This window comes from Shewanella sp. 0m-6 (assembly GCF_052977325.1).
In genome coordinates, this window is record NZ_JBRIMD010000045.1 from 1 (window position 1) to 15,845 (window position 15,845).

The window sequence follows — 15,845 nt, forward strand, 5'->3', positions numbered from 1 at the left end:
TTGCCTTCTTTGGCTTTCATTTTGTCAGCGCCACACTTACCTTCACCACACTTGCCTTCTTTGGCTTTCATTTTGTCGCCGCCACACTTACCTTCACCGCATTTGCCCTCTTTGGCATTTTTCTTCTCGGCGCCACATTTACCTTCACCGCACTTACCTTCGCCTTCTAGCAGTTGGTAACCAGCTTGCATTTCACTATAACCAAATGGACTTGCTTGTACACTAGCAGTTAGTGCACTTCCCATTACAACAGCACCTACAGCGACAGTGATTGCAGTTTTATTTACTAATTTCATAATTTAATCCTTTTACTTACTCAATTTTGTATTGGTTACCAACAAAGCATTTTGCTGGCTTGCTTAACTAGACCTGCCAACCAACAATATAATTTCATTTTTACTACAACTATCACATTTATGACCCATAAAAGCTGATAGTGCAAATAATTAGCATGATGAAATCAATTGATATTGCGATGCTTAACGCTTTTTTATCAGTAATTTCACTTAAAATATTTAACAAATAAAGCTCACGACCACGACAACAAGCCGTTAACATTATGTGCGGCACGGAATAATCGTACTTTTATCTCCGATAAAGATAGCCTGTCTATTTGGATGACTGTTGGGTATGAGGTAGAATGCAGCGCCTCGAAATATCGATATGTTGGACAAGTCAGTGCGAATAATTTTGGCGCCTATGGAAGGCGTTGTTGACGATTTAATGCGAGAGATCCTCTCAGCAATCAACCCTTATGATCTTATGGTCACAGAATTTGTCCGCGTCGTGGACCAACTTTTACCGGAAAAGGTCTTTTATCGTCTCTGCCCTGAATTACTTTCAGGCGGGCAAACACTCTCTGGGACGCCCGTTCGTGTTCAATTACTTGGACAAGAACCAGGTTGGATGGCGGAAAATGCCATCAGAGCCGTAGAGCTTGGTTCAAGAGGGGTTGATGTGAACTTTGGCTGCCCAGCTAAAATGGTCAACCGCAGCAATGGCGGTGCGGTCATGTTGCAATACCCTGAACAGCTTTATAACGTCGTTAAAGCCATGCGTGATGCGGTGCCCAATAAGCAACCTGTTACAGCTAAAATACGCCTCGGTTTTAACGATAAGTCACTGTATATGGAAAATGCTTTAGCCATTTATGAAGCTGGGGCGAGTGAACTTGCAGTGCATGCTCGGAGTAAAGTTGATGGTTATAAGCCACCAGCTTACTGGGAATATATTGCAGATATAAATGCTAAGTTACCGATCCCAGTTATTGCAAACGGTGAGATCTGGAACCAGCAAGATGCACAGCGGTGCATGGACGTCACTGGTTGCGACAGCATCATGGTTGGACGCGGCGCAATATCGCTACCTAATTTGGCCGCGAGTATAAAAGGCGATAAACCTTATACTTGGCAGCAATCACTCGATCTTATGCTTGAATACACTGACCGTGAATTAGAAGGCAGAAAAAGCACCTATTACCCTGCTCGGATCAAGCAATGGTTTGGCTATTTAAATCGTCAATATAGTGAAGCTGACGAACTATTTCGAGAGCTTAGAGTCTTTAAAAATGCAGAAGAAATCATTCAAGTGCTGAAGCTCGCTCGCGCCAAACTACCTGACTAGATCAATGTTAAGTGCTATTTACGCCACAAAAATAGCAAAATATAGCGCGGAATTGATCTCTATCATGACGAAATATGACTGCATGTTTAGACTAACTAGCCTTAAAGTCAATAATTGTAGGCAACCTAAGTGAGTACAAACCAAGTCAAACAAACCTTATCCGATATAGAATCGGAACTAAGAGTCAAGATTGGTGCACTCCCCGAGATGCAAGCCACGCTAATGGACCAGCATAATTATTCTCTTTGTGAACTCATTCAAATAATGACAGAGGTTCACTTATGCGATCATCCATTATTTTTTAAGTTGATGCGCCTAGATGCCGCTCGTTGTCAGCTTGAAATAGGCTTGTACGGTGTGTGTAGCGATTGTGAAAGTCAAATCGAAGCTGAGCAATTAGCCAGAGATCCTTTAGAGCAGCGCTGTATCGATTGCAGCGGCCACTTTAGCCGCCAACATAGGCAAGAACTCAGACTTAACCACTAACATAGCGGGATAAGTCACTGGCTAGCATTACCAAAAGCCAGCCATAAAAAAACCTCCTAATTAAGGAGGTTTTTTGTTATCTCGAAGGTAATAGCGAACACTTAGAATGTCATGACGCTATACATCAAAACCTATGATGTCATAGAAGCCATAGGGATAACTCACCCCATTGTGTATTTTGGCTCCTTCAAGTAGCAAGCCATAAAAAAATCCAGTACAAACAAAGTCTGCACTGGATTTTTAAGCTTTAAACCATTATTTTAAACACTCACTTTCTGCTTAAATTAAACAGTATTAAATCCGCTCTATTAACTTATAGATCTTGATTTTACAACTTAAAAGCTAACATCATATTGAAGGTAAGCAAAACGACCGATGTTGTCGTATGTACCTTGGTCATAGAAAGGCCAGCTGTATGGGTCGCTAAATGATGGCTGACGATCAAGTAGATTACGGATCCCCACAGTTACCTTGTTGTGCTCATTAATATAATAAACACTTGTTAGGTCAAACTGCACATAACTAGCCACATGTTGCGGATCACCTGCATCAACTAAATCACCATTTGCATCTAGCTCTGAGCCTGTATCGTACCATCCAACTAACTGACAAGAATTATTCGCAGTATTACGCTTCTCATATTGATCATAACCTTGTAACCAACGCGCATTCAAAGTAGTTTCAAGATTACCAACTTCATAAGACACATTACCGTTTAAACGCCACTTCTCCATAGCATCATCTTCGGCCCAATCACACAGAGGCTGTACAGCTGAAGATTGTGTTTTATATGACAGATACTGCTCCGCACGTAAAACGGCACTGATACCGCCAAATGAAAAGTCTCCTGAATATTGTAAATCATAAGTTAAACCTGCGGCACTTTGTTCAGTTAAGTTTTGCAAGTTTGTCTGGACATAACCTGTACGGGCTGAATCATCTAAACGACCTTGAGAGTTACGTACAACTAAGTCGGTTAATTCACCCTGTGCCTCTGCATCCAAAATTTCCTGGATACTCAAGCTACCTATGATGTTATCTACAGTCAGTGACCAATAGTCAATAGAGAAAGACAAGTCGTCTGTAAGCTGATAAACAGCACCAATATTATAAGAAGTTGAAGTTTCAGACTCTAAGTCTACGTTACCACCTGATTTAGAGTTTAGCTCTAAGCGCTTACAATCAACACTGTCAGGATTATTGCCAGCTTCATTACACAATTTAGTGTCTACAGCAAATTGCACACCAGATGATTCATTTAAATACAAACTATCTAGGCTTGGTGCTTTGAAGCCTGTACCGTAACTAGCACGCAGTAACAAATCATCAATTGGTGTATAAGCAACTTTTGCTGAATAGGTAGTTTTAGCATCATCATTAACTTCCCAGTCAGCTTTATCATAACGAACAGCTAGATTCACTTCCATATTATCTAAAATAGGTAATGATACTTCAGCAAAGCCTGCATAATTGGTCGAGTTGCCGCCACCATTAGAACCCGCGCCACCAATTACTTGACCTGCTACCGAAGCAGGATCTGAGCGATCTGAATACTCCTCTTTACGATAATCTAAACCAGTTGCAAGTCCAATGTCTCCACCCCATAATTCAAATGGTGTCATTCCAGATAAAACCAGTGATGAGAAAGTCATCTTGAATTCACCAGTACGGTGAATTGATGCTTGCAAATCTTGACAAACTTCAGCTAGCTCATCTGAGGAGCAATCATTAATTATAAATGGATTAAGAGTACCATTAGAAAATGCCTCTTCAACCCCCTCGATTAATAACTGACCTGCTGCGCCAACCTGACGGTTAGTCAAGCGCGAGAAACCTAGGTCATAATCTAAGAACCAGTTATCGTCAATATCGTAATTTAACCCAACCACAGACTCAAAAGTTTCATTGGTATTATCTTTTTCGCGATTTGGAAAATCCAAATAGCGACGACCAACATATACACTTGCTTCCCCAGCTGCAATTTCATCAATCACTTGCTGGCCAGTAGCCTGATCATCTTTATATCTGTCATTCATTAAGAAATCATTCAGATATGGGCTATTTGTTACCTCTACGGCACCAGGTGATGGAGCATTTGAAGTGCGCGTATAAGCGCGTGAGTAACGAAATTGGCCGTCAAACTTCAATGCATCCGTAAACTCGTGGTTAATTGAAGTAAAAATAGACTGGCGGTCTGAATCAGGCTGGATTTGATACAAAGGTGCAAAATCATAAGCACAACGCCCATTACTTAGCACATCATCAGCAGGACAGTCAGACCAAGGTGCGCTTCCTTGAGAAGCAGAAACAGTTCCTTCATTACCATAAATAGCAGTAAACCCTGGAATGCCCCAAGTTGACTGGCCATTGCCACCTACTTTACCAGGAATGTTAGCCGTACTACCAAATTCACGATCTGTAGCTTGGATAGCTTTACGCTCGAAATATTCAGCAGCAAATAAAATATTACTTTTTTCATTAGAGGCTCCCGCCACTATCGAAAAGTTTGCTTCATCAGCATCCATGTGCTCAATTGCAGCACCATAACGAGCTGAAAAATCTAAGCCTTCAAAATCTGTTTTTGTAATAATGTTAATTACGCCCGCCACCGCATCAGAGCCGTAGATAGCTGAAGCACCATCTGGTAAAACCTCAATGCGTGATACCGCTGCAATAGGTAACTGGTTTACGTCAGTAAAGATGCCACCAGCAGCATTTTTAGGCAAACGTCGACCATTTAGCAAAATCAAAGTGTAATCAGGGGAGAATCCACGTAAACCAACCGATGAAGCACCAGCTGCTTGACTTAAGGTAGAGGACTCATTAAATCCGCCTGAAGCCGCGGTCGTACGCAAAAACTCGGCAACAGTAGAAAAACCTGTTTTATCGATATCTTCTGCACTAAAAATAGTTACTGGTGAAGCTGTTTCCATATCTGTTCGTTGGATACGCGAACCGGTTACTTCGATTCGTTCTACTTTATCATCTGTTGTCGCTTCTTCTGCAAATGCAAATCCAGATAAAGCAACACTTGTCGCTGCTGCAGCAATAAAGCTACGGCGTATTGCTTTTGCGGTTAAGGTTACTGTGTTCATATTTATCCCCTCATATTCCAGAATATTAAAAACTGGAATTGATATATTTATTTATTATTCTTTAAGAGCAAGTTAATTACTCCACGATAAATACTGTTAAAATTTAACCTTTAAGTCAATAGTCATTACATAAAAATAACGCGAATGATATCAATTGATACAAGCACACTTAAACATATAAATAGAAAGCAATTAAAAACAAGCAAAAACAGTGCTTTAGAATAATTTTGATGCGTACTAGTTTTGATAAGAACATGTATCAACCATCATTTCAAATGTTAACAAATTATTAACAGCAAACATTATGCAACCGCTCAAAAATAAATCAAAGCTGAAGATAAAAACAACATAATAAGGCTTAAAACACTAAAACTCGGACTTTGACCGCTGTTATTTAAAGCAATAGCAAAACAAAAACATTCACACCAAAAAATCACACATAATTAACAATTAATTCATCATGTATCTGAAGTTTAATTTAAATCAGTGTTATTTAAACGTGTCATTTAACAAAAAACAAACTAAACCTACCCGACTTGAGAATTTATTGGTTAATAAACACACTTTATTAATTAGACGATTATTTACCGAGACCTAAAGTATGTCGTTTATACTTAGGGAGTCAGGAAACGCGTCGCATCGATGAATGACTAAAAGCGATGAAGTAACAAGTAAGAAGTTAAACAAGATGGTTAACAAAAGAAAGGGATAAACTACTACAGCGAATGGGTATTATATTAAGCCCTACTTAGTTTTAGTAGGCAAAAAAAAGGAGCCTTAAGGCTCCTTTATGTACGCGTTCGAATTAACGAGTGCGTGGGCATAACTCTTCAGTGCTGAAGAAGTAAGCAACTTCACGCTCAGCAGATGCAACTGAGTCAGAACCATGAGCAGCGTTCTCATCGATGCTTTCTGCGAAATCAGCACGAATAGTGCCTTCAGCCGCTTCAGCTGGATTTGTAGCACCTAAGATTTCACGGTGTGCTAGAACAGCGTTCTCGCCTTCAAGAGTTTGGACCATGATAGGACCAGAAGTCATGAATGCAACTAGTGCACCAAAGAAAGGACGCTCACTGTGCTCAGCGTAGAAACCTTCAGCTTGCTCTTTGCTTAGGTGTACCATTTTAGAAGCGATGATTTTCAGGCCAGCCGTTTCAAAACGGTTGTAGATAGCGCCAATGTGATTTTTTGCAACAGCATCAGGCTTAATGATAGAAAAAGTACGTTCGATAGCCATGAAAAGCTTCCTTCTTATGTATAGGGGGTTTTAATTTTCGCGCGGATTATACGAAATTATAGGCCTATTGCCTACCCTTAAGCTGCTATCTTGTTGAGATAAGTCTTGTATCGAAATTAAGAACAAGCGACTGCGTCACACTTTTGCGCGTGCTTAACCTAATAACTTGAATAAATTAGCATCTTTAAAGCGACTGGCTAACGTCTTTAACCAGTCGCACTAGGGACGGTTACTTACGCCTTTTAACCCAAATGAAGCCAGCCGCAATCACGGCTAATAATCCCAATGCAGGTGCTAAATCCATAAAATGATGGAAAAGGCCTACCCCGCCATGACCTTCATGAGCAAAAGCTGTCATTGGTGATAAAATTATTGCTGTTAATAATAGTAACTTACGCATGCTAACATCCCTTTTTATAATTTGTTTAATTTCGTGACTTGCGCCAACTCAATTACGAGCACTGTTCTAAATTAAAGCAAATTATGAGAATACATTTGATACGGATCAAAGCTAAGTACCTTTGTAGCCACCAACCCAAGCAGATACGACTTAGATCACACTTTCTACAATTCTTGAGACAATTCGTCTCATTTTTCTGCTATCCAATTGGCCTGAATAGCTTCAAGCACACGCTCGTTACAATGGTTAGGATCATCATCAAAACAGTCTAAAGCTAACACCCACTCATTGAGATCCGTGAAGCGGACCGTCTCAGGATCAACACCGGGATACTTATCAATCAAATACAGTGCAATCTCTAAAGAATCTATCCATTTAAGCTTCATTGTCGCTCTCCTTTCAACAGTCATATCATCAGTATAATACCTATCCTTATAAAGATGTGTTCGCTCATCGATATTTTGGACTGCTGTGGAAGGTCATGCATTGCTCCTCGGCTTTTGCACCCTCGGTAACGGCTAACGCGTTACTTAGCTTCCTAAATCGATATAAGCGGGCATAAATGCCATTCGCAGCACCTGAGCGCCATAAATAGAGAACACGCCTTAATCTATGTAGAGAACATAAAGCACAATGCTGCGCGCAATGAGTGAAAGCATAGTTGAGCTAGGTTTTAAGCTTGTTAACCCTGCATATGAAGCACTAAAACTCAGAAACAAAAAAGCCAGTAGCTCGCTACTGGCTTTTAATAAATACATATTTTTAATATCGATTGTTAGCGGGACTAACCTTCGCTAACCATATTAATCGTGTATTTAGGAATATCGACGACGATATCTGAAGCAGGCACTTTTGCTTGGCAAGAAAGACGGCTTTCAGGCTCTAAGCCCCATGCTTTATCAAGCATGTCATCTTCAAGCTCATCACTTTCTTCAAGTTCGTCAAAGCCTTCACGGATCACTACGTGGCAAGTCGTGCAAGCGCACGATTTCTCACATGCGTGTTCGATATGAATACCGTTGCGCAGTGCAACATCTAAAACGGTTTCGCCTTCGTTTGCTTCAACTACAGCTCCGTCTGGGCATAACTCTTGATGGGGTAAAAATACAATTTGTGGCATAACCTTACCTATATATTGTCAACCGACTGCCCTTTTAGAGCGAGTCGTATTGAATTATCCATACGCTTAGCAGCAAAGTCCTGCGTCGCTGTATCTAGTGTTTCGATAGCGGCTTCTATCGCGTCAGCATCGCCTTCGCTAGCTACCTGAGCCAACAAGGCCATATTGGCTTGAATCACTTCACGTTCATCTGTAGTCAATAAGTCGCTGTCTTTATTTAGAGCTGAACTCAATGACTCAAGAACGCGAGCCGCTTCTACTTGTTTTTCAGCCAGCATGCGACGTGTAATGTCATCTTTGGCGTTTGCCATTGAGTCTTTTAGCATGCTGCCAATTTCTTGATCACTTAGGCCAAATGATGGCTTAACTTGTATCGTGGTTTTTACACCCGTTGATTTTTCCATAGCCGTCACGCTAAGTAAGCCGTCCGCATCAACTTGAAAGGTCACCCGAATATGCGCAGCACCTGCAGCAAGAGGTGGAATACCTTTAAGGGTAAATCTAGCAAGTGAACGGCAATCTGCCACTAACTCTCGCTCCCCTTGTACCACGTGGAATGCCATCGCCGTTTGACCGTCTTTAAACGTTGTAAACTCTTGTGCTCGAGCGACCGGAATAGTGGTATTACGTGAAACCACCTTTTCCACTAATCCGCCCATGGTTTCGATACCCAGTGATAACGGAATAACATCGAGCAGTAATAGGTCTGATTCAGGCTTATTACCGACCAAAATATCAGCTTGAATAGCTGCGCCAATCGCAACGACGCGGTCGGGATCAATAGAGGTTAACGGCGTTTTCCCCATAAAGCTTGCAACTTCGTTGCGCACCAAAGGTACGCGAGTAGAGCCACCAACCATCACAGTTTCCAGCACTTCATCGCTGCTGACGCCAGCATCACGTAGTGCACGGCGACAGCTGCTGACGGTTTTCTTAACTAATTGACTAATCAAGCTGTCAAACTGCTCACGAGTAACAGTCAAAGAAAGCCCTTGTCCCTGATCATCAGTCACTGTTGCCTGGGTTGTATCAGACTCTGTTAGCGCCTCTTTAACGCGGCGTGCTTCGATCTGCAGTTTACGGTTTAAGCTTGCGCTAATATCAGATAACTGCCACTGCGCGATAAAGTAAGCCTGCAAAAGATGATCAAAATCATCACCACCCAATGCTGAGTCACCACCCGTTGCCAACACCTCAAATACGCCTTTGTTTAAACGTAAAATTGAGATATCAAATGTACCACCACCGAAATCATAAACCGCAATCACCCCCTCTTGACCACTGTCTAAGCCGTAAGCAATTGCTGCCGCAGTAGGCTCATTCAACAGACGTAATACTTTAACACCTGTGAGCGATGCAGCATCTTTAGTACCTTGGCGCTGCGCATCATCAAAATATGCAGGAACAGTGATCACCACGCCTTCTAGGGTACCACCAAGTGTCGACTCTGCACGCGCAACCAGCGGCTTTAAAATCTCTGCAGAGACTTGGACAGGATTAACTTTACCTTGAGGGGTCACAAAAATCGGTAAGCCGTTATCGCTTGCTTCAAAAGAATAAGCAAATGATTGCTCGCCCGATTGAATATCGTCGAGACTACGTCCCATAAAACGTTTTACTGACACTATGGTATTTTGCGGATCTTGAGCTGAAAAAGCTTCAGCTTCGCGCCCTACCATCACAGCCTCTTGGGTATAACGGACGACAGAAGGCAATGAATGCTGTGAATCTTCGTCTGGTAACGTATTCGCCACGCCGCTACGTACCGCAGCAACAAGTGAGTTAGTGGTGCCTAAATCTATTCCAACAGCGAGACGATGTTGGTGGGGAGCAGCGCTCTGTCCAGGCTCTGCTATCTGCAAAAGTGCCATATATATCCAACTTAAAAAAATGTTGGCTCAACAACTTGAGCCAACAATATTATAAAATTAACCCAGCTGACTAATCTAAGAACGCGTCTTCAATTCTGGTCAACTCGTCTTGTAATTTTGCCATAAACTTGAGTTTACGAATTTGATCTGCTGCCTGCAAATGGTCAGCTTCAAGATCACTCACCAGCATCACTTTTAGGTCTGCTGTGATCTGTTTCGCGTATTGCTCAAAAGAGTCGTAAAGCGCGGCGATCTCGTCATCTGGATTATTACTATGGCTAATGTCTTCAAGTGATTCTCGCCACTCCATCTGTTGCATTAAAAATTGGGTATCTTTTAATGTTGTAGACTCGTGACTTAACTCTAGCCCTTTCAATGCAAGCAAGTGCTCAGCTCTTTGAATGGGGTTCTTGAGTGTTTGAAAAGCATCATTGATTTGCGCTGTGCGCTGCACAGAAAGACGTTTATCTTGCTCACTTGCGTTAGCAAATTTGTCGGGATGAACCGCCCTTTGCAGATCGCGATAGCGTTCTGCAAGTAAGGCGGTGTCGACATCATAGGAAGGAAGTAAACTAAACAGCTCGAAATAATTCATAGTTTAACTTTTAATAGCTTATACGGTAAAACTCTCACCGCAGCCACATTCACCTTTCGCATTAGGGTTATTAAATTGGAAACCTTCGTTTAGACCTTCTTTAACAAAGTCCAACTCAATCCCTTGAAGATAGATAAAGCTTTTGGCATCGATGATGATTTTCACACCATCGATATCATAGAGCTCATCGTCGTCATTCAGGTCATCAACAAACTCCAGTACATAAGCCATACCAGAACAACCTGATGTCTTAAGCCCTAGACGTAAGCCTAAACCTTTGCCACGGCTGGTTAAAAAACTTCTAACACGTTCAGCCGCAGCGGGAGTGATACTAATTGCCATCTTAACTCCAGGTATTACTTAGATTGCTTTGTTTTGTACTCATCTAGAGCGGCTTTAATCGCATCTTCAGCCAAGATAGAACAATGGATTTTGACTGGTGGTAAAGCAAGCTCTTCTGCAATATCAGTATTCTTAATCGCTAACGCTTCATCAACGGTTTTGCCTTTTACCCACTCTGTTACTAGTGAGCTAGAAGCGATCGCGCTGCCGCAACCGTAAGTTTTGAACTTAGCGTCTTCGATAATACCGTTGTCGTCGATGCGCAGTTGCAGCTTCATTACGTCACCACAAGCTGGTGCACCGACCATTCCGGTCACAACTGAAGGGTCGTTTTTATCAAATGAGCCAACGTTACGCGGGTTTTCATAATGATCGATTACTTTTTCGCTATAAGCCATGATACTACTCCAATTTATCTATTCGTGAATTAAGTTAAGGTTAGTGATGTGCCCACTGGACTGAGTCCAGATCGATACCGTCTTTGAACATTTCCCAAAGCGGCGACATTTCCCTTAAATTACCAATAGATTCTTTAATCGTTTCTATTGCATGGTCGATTTCTTCATCAGTTGTAAAACGCCCGATTGAGAATCGAATTGAGCTATGAGCCATTTCATCATTAAGTCCTAGAGCACGTAGAACATAGCTTGGCTCTAAGCTTGCAGAAGTACAGGCTGATCCAGACGATACAGCTAAATCTTTTAGCGCCATCATCAATGATTCACCTTCAACGAAGTTGAAACTCACATTTAGGCTACCGCAATATCTGTTTTCCATATCACCATTGATATAGGTTTCTTCAATATGATTGATACCATTCCATAGTTTGTCACGTAAGCGACGAATACGCTGGTTATCCACATCCATATCGGCTTTAGCAACGGCTGCTGCTTCGCCCATACCCACAATTTGGTGAGTAGCTAGCGTACCACTGCGCATGCCGCGCTCATGTCCACCACCGTGCATTGCTGCTTCTAGGCGAATACGTGGCTTACGACTTACATAAAGTGCGCCAATACCTTTAGGTCCATACATCTTATGGCCAGAAATTGATAGCAAGTCAACTTTAGTCTTTTGCACATCAATCGGCATTTTGCCTGCGCTTTGTGCTGCATCAACATGGAATACGATTTTACGTGAACGACATAGCTCACCAATCGCGTCGATGTCTTGAATGACACCGATTTCGTTGTTCACTTGCATGATGCTCACTAAAATAGTGTCTTCACGCATTGCAGCTTCAATCATAGCAACCGGAATTAGGCCGCTTGGCTCTGGCTGAAGGTAGGTCACTTCATAACCTTCACGCTCAAGCTGACGACAAGTATCTAGAACGGCTTTGTGTTCTGTCTTGCTAGTGATGATGTGCTTACCTTTCTTGTGGTAGAAGTGAGCAACACCTTTAATTGCAAGGTTGTCAGACTCAGTCGCACCTGAAGTAAACACGATTTCACGTGGATCAGCGTTAATCAAATCAGCGACTTGGTTACGAGCAATATCAACAGCCTCTTCAGCTTGCCAACCGTAACGGTGAGAACGAGACGCTGGATTACCGAAAATGCCGTCCATTGTCAGGCACTGCATCATTTTCTCTGCAACGCGAGGGTCAACTGGCGTCGTCGCAGCATAATCTAAATAAATAGGTAGCTTCATCACACACTCCGTACTTTGTAGCCTCGAGTAGAGACCACTTACAACGTACAAAAAATAATTTTTATATTCATAACAAAGACGGCTAAATGCTTAGTCTTTGCTCCTGCTGCAATTTATCTTGTTTAACGGAGATAAACTGCACATCTCTTTTATGCATCAATCCTGCTAACGATATGCCATTTAAGAAATCAGAGATCTGATTGCTTAAATCTCCCCAAAGCGAATGGGTTAAACATCGGGTTCCACTCTGGCAATTACCTTGACCTTGGCAGCGCGTTGCATCGACGGACTCATCAACCGCACGTACAACCATTCCAACGGAAATGTCGCAAGCATCTGTACCTAGGCGATATCCACCACCAGGTCCACGGACACTAGAAACCAAACCATTTTTTCTGAGTTTTGCAAAGAGTTGTTCGAGGTAAGATAGAGAGATCCCTTGACGCTCGGAAATATCGGCCAATGGCACAGGACCATTAGTTGAATGCATGGCAACGTCTAACATTGCAGTTACTGCGTACCGACCTTTCGATGTAAGTTTCATGCTACTACGTCTCCCAAAAAAGCATAGACTAATTTCAACATACCTGACTGTTTTAGTCAAGTATAAAGCCTAGCAATTTGGTCAAGTATTAATAGGATCATGACAGGAACTAAATACCCCGTCATTTTGCTGGGGTATTTAACCTGTTTATTAGGCAAGATTCAATGACATTTAAGATTTTAAACGCACATTATTCTAGATAATGGGATCAAACTCATCTAAAGACTTCTGACGCTTCTGCGCTGCCGCAATTTCTGCATCATTAAAATCTTCCACATCGAGCTCTGGTAATTTTTCAGTACAGACGCTTCCGCCCAAAGTTTGTACAGCCTGGCAGACTTCTTGAACTTTAGAGTCCATCAAATGCATATGATCTAACATTTGACCAATAGCATTAGCAACCGGATCAGGATTATCTGGCGATACCGCGTAGGCATCGAAACCATACTTTTTAGCCATTTCAGTGCGGCGCTGGGATGTCTCTTTAGACTGAGCGGATGGCGACGCAACGACGCGGCCAGGAATTCCCACCACTGTGGTATCAGCAGGAACATCTTTAACCACTACAGAATTGGAACCAACGCGTGCGCCGTCATTCATAGTGATAGGTCCTAAGACCTTAGCCCCCGCACCGATCACCACATTATTACCTAAAGTTGGGTGGCGCTTACCTGATTGCCAAGTTGTACCACCTAACGTTACCCCATGGTATAGCGTACAGTCGTTGCCAATATTAGCCGTTTCACCAATCACAACTCCCATACCATGATCAATAAAGAAGCGATCACCAATGGTCGCTCCAGGGTGTATTTCTACACCCGTTAACCATCGAGAGAAAGTGGATAAACATCGCGCCGAAAGTCGCCAATTTCTGACCCAGAGTTTATGGCTCACCCTGTGGATCCAAATTGCCTGCATTCCCGGGTAATTGAATAAAATTTCAATCGTCCCGTTTGCTGCAGGATCTCTATGGTAAATAGAGGCTATGTCGTCTTTCAATCTTGCGATAACACCCATTTAGCTACTTCCTTTGCTTAACGCTGTTTACTTATCTTTGGTCTCATTTTTGGCAACGACTTTATCAATCGAGGTCAATATCCCGCGCAAGATGTTCATCTCTTGACGCTCAATACGCGTACGGCTAAATAAACGACGTAACTTCATCATTACATGGCCAGGATGGTTTTTAACAATAAAGTTAGTGGCTAGTAATGTATTTTCTAAGTGCTCATAGAAGTTTTCACGCTCTTTTGATGATGGAAAATCAACTAGAGTGTCCTCACTATCAACAGTTTGAACAGGCTCTGCGCTACTTTGCACTTGCGCAAGATGGGCTACCCGTGCCTCATAACAGATAATCTGCACTGCTTGTGCCAGATTCAATGAGGTGTATTCTGGGTTAGCAGGAATAGCAACATGATAATCACAGCGCTGTAGCTCTTCATTCGTTAGGCCGTTATTTTCACGTCCAAATACGATAGCTACAGGGCCGGTTAATGCTGAGCCGACTAATTTCTCACCCGCTTCACGTGGCTCAAGCATCGGCCAGTCTAAGGTACGGCTACGAGCACTTGTTGCAATCACTAAGCTACAATCTGCAATGGCTTCTTCTACTGAGCCTACGGTAATCGCATGCTTTAGAATATCCGATGCACCAGCCGCTAACGCGATCGAATGACCATCTGGCTCAACCTTTGGCTCAGCAAGATATAAAGTGGATAACCCCATGGTTTTCATAGCACGGGCTGTAGAACCTATATTCCCTGGGTGGGAAGTACCGACAAGAACGACGCGAATATTGCTGAGCATGAAACTACTTATTTTTCTGAGAGAACACGTGAAAGAATGTTACCACAAGCGACTCATTTTGCTTATACAAAAATCAGCATTTGATATAACCGTCAAATCGGGTATAATCCGCCTCCGATAATTTATATCCGTTCTTTTACATCCAGGGGATTTGCAATGCTTCCAATGCATACCATTGCTGTGCGCGCTGCTCGCGCTGCCGGCCAAACTATTGTCCGCGCCTATGCGGAACTAGACCGTATAGAAGTCACCTCGAAAGGTGTTAACGACTACGTAACTAACGTAGACAAGGAAGCTGAAGCTGCAATCACGTATCAGATCCGCAAAGCTTACCCAGACCACACTATTATTGGTGAAGAGACTGGTGAGAACAAAGGAACTAATAAAGATTACGTATGGATTGTTGACCCTCTGGATGGCACTAATAACTTCGTAAGAGGTATTCCTCACTTTGCTGTATCTATCGCGATGCAGTTTAAAGGTAAAACCGAAGTCGCTGTTGTTTACGATCCTATTCGTGACGAGTTGTTCTCTGCTGTTCGTGGTAAATTCGCTAAACTTAACGATTTCCGCATCCGTGTTAAGAACAATGAATTAAGCGAAACTATTATTGGTACTGGTTTCCCATTCAAAGCTAAGCAACACACTGAAACTTACATGAAGCTGTTTGCAGCTGTATTTGCTCAGTCTGCTGATCTACGTCGTGGCGGTTCTGCAGCACTTGATCTTGCATACCTTGCTGCTGGCCGTTTAGATGGTTTCTTTGAAATTGGTCTTAAGCCATGGGATATCGCTGCTGGCGATCTAATCGTACGTGAAGCTGGCGGTACTGTTACTGACTTTACTGGTAACCACAACTACCTAGTGTCAGGTAACATTGTTGCTGGTACTCCAAAGACGACCACTGCACTTGTTAAGACATTCCGCCCACTATTGAGCGAAGCACTTAAGCGTTAATTCATCTTAAGTTGATAATAAAAACCGTCTTTTTTAAGGTAATGCCGATCATTTAGCAGTTTATTGATCGGTTGACCGATCTTTATAAGATGGCAAAATCCGAGTGTTTTTAA

The 15,845-nt window shown here is 42.4% G+C and carries 17 protein-coding genes; 3 read left to right on the forward strand and 14 right to left on the reverse strand.

The window, feature by feature from the left end:
* A partial coding sequence (locus ACVBJC_RS19600; protein ID WP_447170445.1) for an HvfA family oxazolone/thioamide-modified RiPP metallophore occupies positions 1 to 296 on the reverse strand: 296 nt, incomplete at its 3' end.
* Positions 297 to 678: 382 nt separating this feature from the next.
* Here ACVBJC_RS19600 and dusC point away from each other — a divergent pair.
* Positions 679 to 1,623 carry a tRNA dihydrouridine(16) synthase DusC gene (gene dusC / locus ACVBJC_RS19605; protein ID WP_447162105.1) on the forward strand — a complete coding sequence of 315 codons (945 nt, stop codon included), beginning with the start codon at positions 679 to 681 and terminating at the stop codon, positions 1,621 to 1,623.
* A gap of 129 nt (positions 1,624 to 1,752) precedes the next feature.
* Positions 1,753 to 2,109: a TraR/DksA family transcriptional regulator gene (locus ACVBJC_RS19610; protein WP_447162106.1), complete on the forward strand. Its 357-nt coding sequence runs from the start codon at positions 1,753 to 1,755 to the stop codon at positions 2,107 to 2,109.
* A 335-nt stretch (positions 2,110 to 2,444) separates the two neighbouring features.
* On the opposite strand, the gene ACVBJC_RS19615 is transcribed toward ACVBJC_RS19610, so the two are convergent.
* From ACVBJC_RS19615 to trmJ, 13 genes are all read right to left on the reverse strand, one after another.
* A complete protein-coding gene (locus tag ACVBJC_RS19615; RefSeq protein WP_447162107.1) occupies positions 2,445 to 5,204 on the reverse strand; it encodes a TonB-dependent receptor plug domain-containing protein in 2,760 nt (919 codons plus the stop codon).
* 805 nt (positions 5,205 to 6,009) lie between these two features.
* Positions 6,010 to 6,441 carry a nucleoside-diphosphate kinase gene (ndk, locus tag ACVBJC_RS19620; protein WP_447162108.1) on the reverse strand — a complete coding sequence of 144 codons (432 nt, stop codon included), beginning with the start codon at positions 6,439 to 6,441 and terminating at the stop codon, positions 6,010 to 6,012.
* A 229-nt stretch (positions 6,442 to 6,670) separates the two neighbouring features.
* The gene (locus tag ACVBJC_RS19625; RefSeq protein WP_447162109.1) at positions 6,671 to 6,841 is read right to left on the reverse strand and encodes a hypothetical protein; all 171 of its coding nucleotides are present in this window, start codon (positions 6,839 to 6,841) and stop codon (positions 6,671 to 6,673) included.
* 188 nt (positions 6,842 to 7,029) lie between these two features.
* Complete coding sequence (gene iscX, locus ACVBJC_RS19630; RefSeq protein WP_447162110.1) at positions 7,030 to 7,227, reverse strand: Fe-S cluster assembly protein IscX; 198 nt, start codon at positions 7,225 to 7,227, stop codon at positions 7,030 to 7,032.
* Between the two features lie 398 nt (positions 7,228 to 7,625).
* Positions 7,626 to 7,961, reverse strand: a complete 336-nt coding sequence (fdx, locus tag ACVBJC_RS19635) for an ISC system 2Fe-2S type ferredoxin (protein ID WP_447162111.1) — start codon at positions 7,959 to 7,961, stop codon at positions 7,626 to 7,628.
* An 8-nt stretch (positions 7,962 to 7,969) separates the two neighbouring features.
* Positions 7,970 to 9,832, reverse strand: a complete 1,863-nt coding sequence (hscA, locus tag ACVBJC_RS19640; RefSeq protein WP_447162112.1) for a Fe-S protein assembly chaperone HscA — start codon at positions 9,830 to 9,832, stop codon at positions 7,970 to 7,972.
* Between the two features lie 70 nt (positions 9,833 to 9,902).
* Complete coding sequence (hscB, locus tag ACVBJC_RS19645) at positions 9,903 to 10,427, reverse strand: co-chaperone HscB (RefSeq protein ID WP_447162113.1); 525 nt, start codon at positions 10,425 to 10,427, stop codon at positions 9,903 to 9,905.
* A gap of 18 nt (positions 10,428 to 10,445) precedes the next feature.
* A complete protein-coding gene (gene iscA / locus ACVBJC_RS19650) occupies positions 10,446 to 10,769 on the reverse strand; it encodes an iron-sulfur cluster assembly protein IscA (RefSeq protein WP_447162114.1) in 324 nt (107 codons plus the stop codon).
* Between the two features lie 14 nt (positions 10,770 to 10,783).
* The gene (gene iscU, locus ACVBJC_RS19655; protein WP_447162115.1) at positions 10,784 to 11,167 is read right to left on the reverse strand and encodes a Fe-S cluster assembly scaffold IscU; all 384 of its coding nucleotides are present in this window, start codon (positions 11,165 to 11,167) and stop codon (positions 10,784 to 10,786) included.
* A gap of 40 nt (positions 11,168 to 11,207) precedes the next feature.
* A complete protein-coding gene (locus tag ACVBJC_RS19660; protein WP_447162116.1) occupies positions 11,208 to 12,422 on the reverse strand; it encodes an IscS subfamily cysteine desulfurase in 1,215 nt (404 codons plus the stop codon).
* 82 nt (positions 12,423 to 12,504) lie between these two features.
* Positions 12,505 to 12,966 carry a Fe-S cluster assembly transcriptional regulator IscR gene (gene iscR / locus ACVBJC_RS19665; RefSeq protein WP_220770735.1) on the reverse strand — a complete coding sequence of 154 codons (462 nt, stop codon included), beginning with the start codon at positions 12,964 to 12,966 and terminating at the stop codon, positions 12,505 to 12,507.
* A 195-nt stretch (positions 12,967 to 13,161) separates the two neighbouring features.
* On the reverse strand, positions 13,162 to 13,983 hold the full coding sequence (gene cysE, locus ACVBJC_RS19670) for a serine O-acetyltransferase (protein ID WP_447162117.1): 822 nt from the start codon (positions 13,981 to 13,983) through the stop codon (positions 13,162 to 13,164).
* A 27-nt stretch (positions 13,984 to 14,010) separates the two neighbouring features.
* The gene (gene trmJ, locus ACVBJC_RS19675; protein WP_447162118.1) at positions 14,011 to 14,775 is read right to left on the reverse strand and encodes a tRNA (cytosine(32)/uridine(32)-2'-O)-methyltransferase TrmJ; all 765 of its coding nucleotides are present in this window, start codon (positions 14,773 to 14,775) and stop codon (positions 14,011 to 14,013) included.
* Between the two features lie 156 nt (positions 14,776 to 14,931).
* On the opposite strand from trmJ, the gene suhB reads away from it, so the two are divergent.
* Positions 14,932 to 15,732, forward strand: coding sequence for an inositol-1-monophosphatase (gene suhB / locus ACVBJC_RS19680; protein WP_447162119.1), 801 nt, complete (start codon positions 14,932 to 14,934; stop codon positions 15,730 to 15,732).
* The last annotated feature ends 113 nt before the right edge of the window (positions 15,733 to 15,845 follow it).

Coding starts and splice junctions, on each gene's coding strand:
- ACVBJC_RS19615 (WP_447162107.1), bottom strand. CDS start 5,204: ATGAACACAGTAACCTTAACCGCAAAAGCAATACGCCGTAGCTTTATT.
- ndk (WP_447162108.1), bottom strand. CDS start 6,441: ATGGCTATCGAACGTACTTTTTCTATCATTAAGCCTGATGCTGTTGCA.
- ACVBJC_RS19625 (WP_447162109.1), bottom strand. CDS start 6,841: ATGCGTAAGTTACTATTATTAACAGCAATAATTTTATCACCAATGACA.
- iscX (WP_447162110.1), bottom strand. CDS start 7,227: ATGAAGCTTAAATGGATAGATTCTTTAGAGATTGCACTGTATTTGATT.
- fdx (WP_447162111.1), bottom strand. CDS start 7,961: ATGCCACAAATTGTATTTTTACCCCATCAAGAGTTATGCCCAGACGGA.
- hscA (WP_447162112.1), bottom strand. CDS start 9,832: ATGGCACTTTTGCAGATAGCAGAGCCTGGACAGAGCGCTGCTCCCCAC.
- hscB (WP_447162113.1), bottom strand. CDS start 10,427: ATGAATTATTTCGAGCTGTTTAGTTTACTTCCTTCCTATGATGTCGAC.
- iscA (WP_447162114.1), bottom strand. CDS start 10,769: ATGGCAATTAGTATCACTCCCGCTGCGGCTGAACGTGTTAGAAGTTTT.
- iscU (WP_447162115.1), bottom strand. CDS start 11,167: ATGGCTTATAGCGAAAAAGTAATCGATCATTATGAAAACCCGCGTAAC.
- ACVBJC_RS19660 (WP_447162116.1), bottom strand. CDS start 12,422: ATGAAGCTACCTATTTATTTAGATTATGCTGCGACGACGCCAGTTGAC.
- iscR (WP_220770735.1), bottom strand. CDS start 12,966: ATGAAACTTACATCGAAAGGTCGGTACGCAGTAACTGCAATGTTAGAC.
- cysE (WP_447162117.1), bottom strand. CDS start 13,983: ATGGGTGTTATCGCAAGATTGAAAGACGACATAGCCTCTATTTACCAT.
- trmJ (WP_447162118.1), bottom strand. CDS start 14,775: ATGCTCAGCAATATTCGCGTCGTTCTTGTCGGTACTTCCCACCCAGGG.
- suhB (WP_447162119.1), top strand. CDS start 14,932: ATGCTTCCAATGCATACCATTGCTGTGCGCGCTGCTCGCGCTGCCGGC.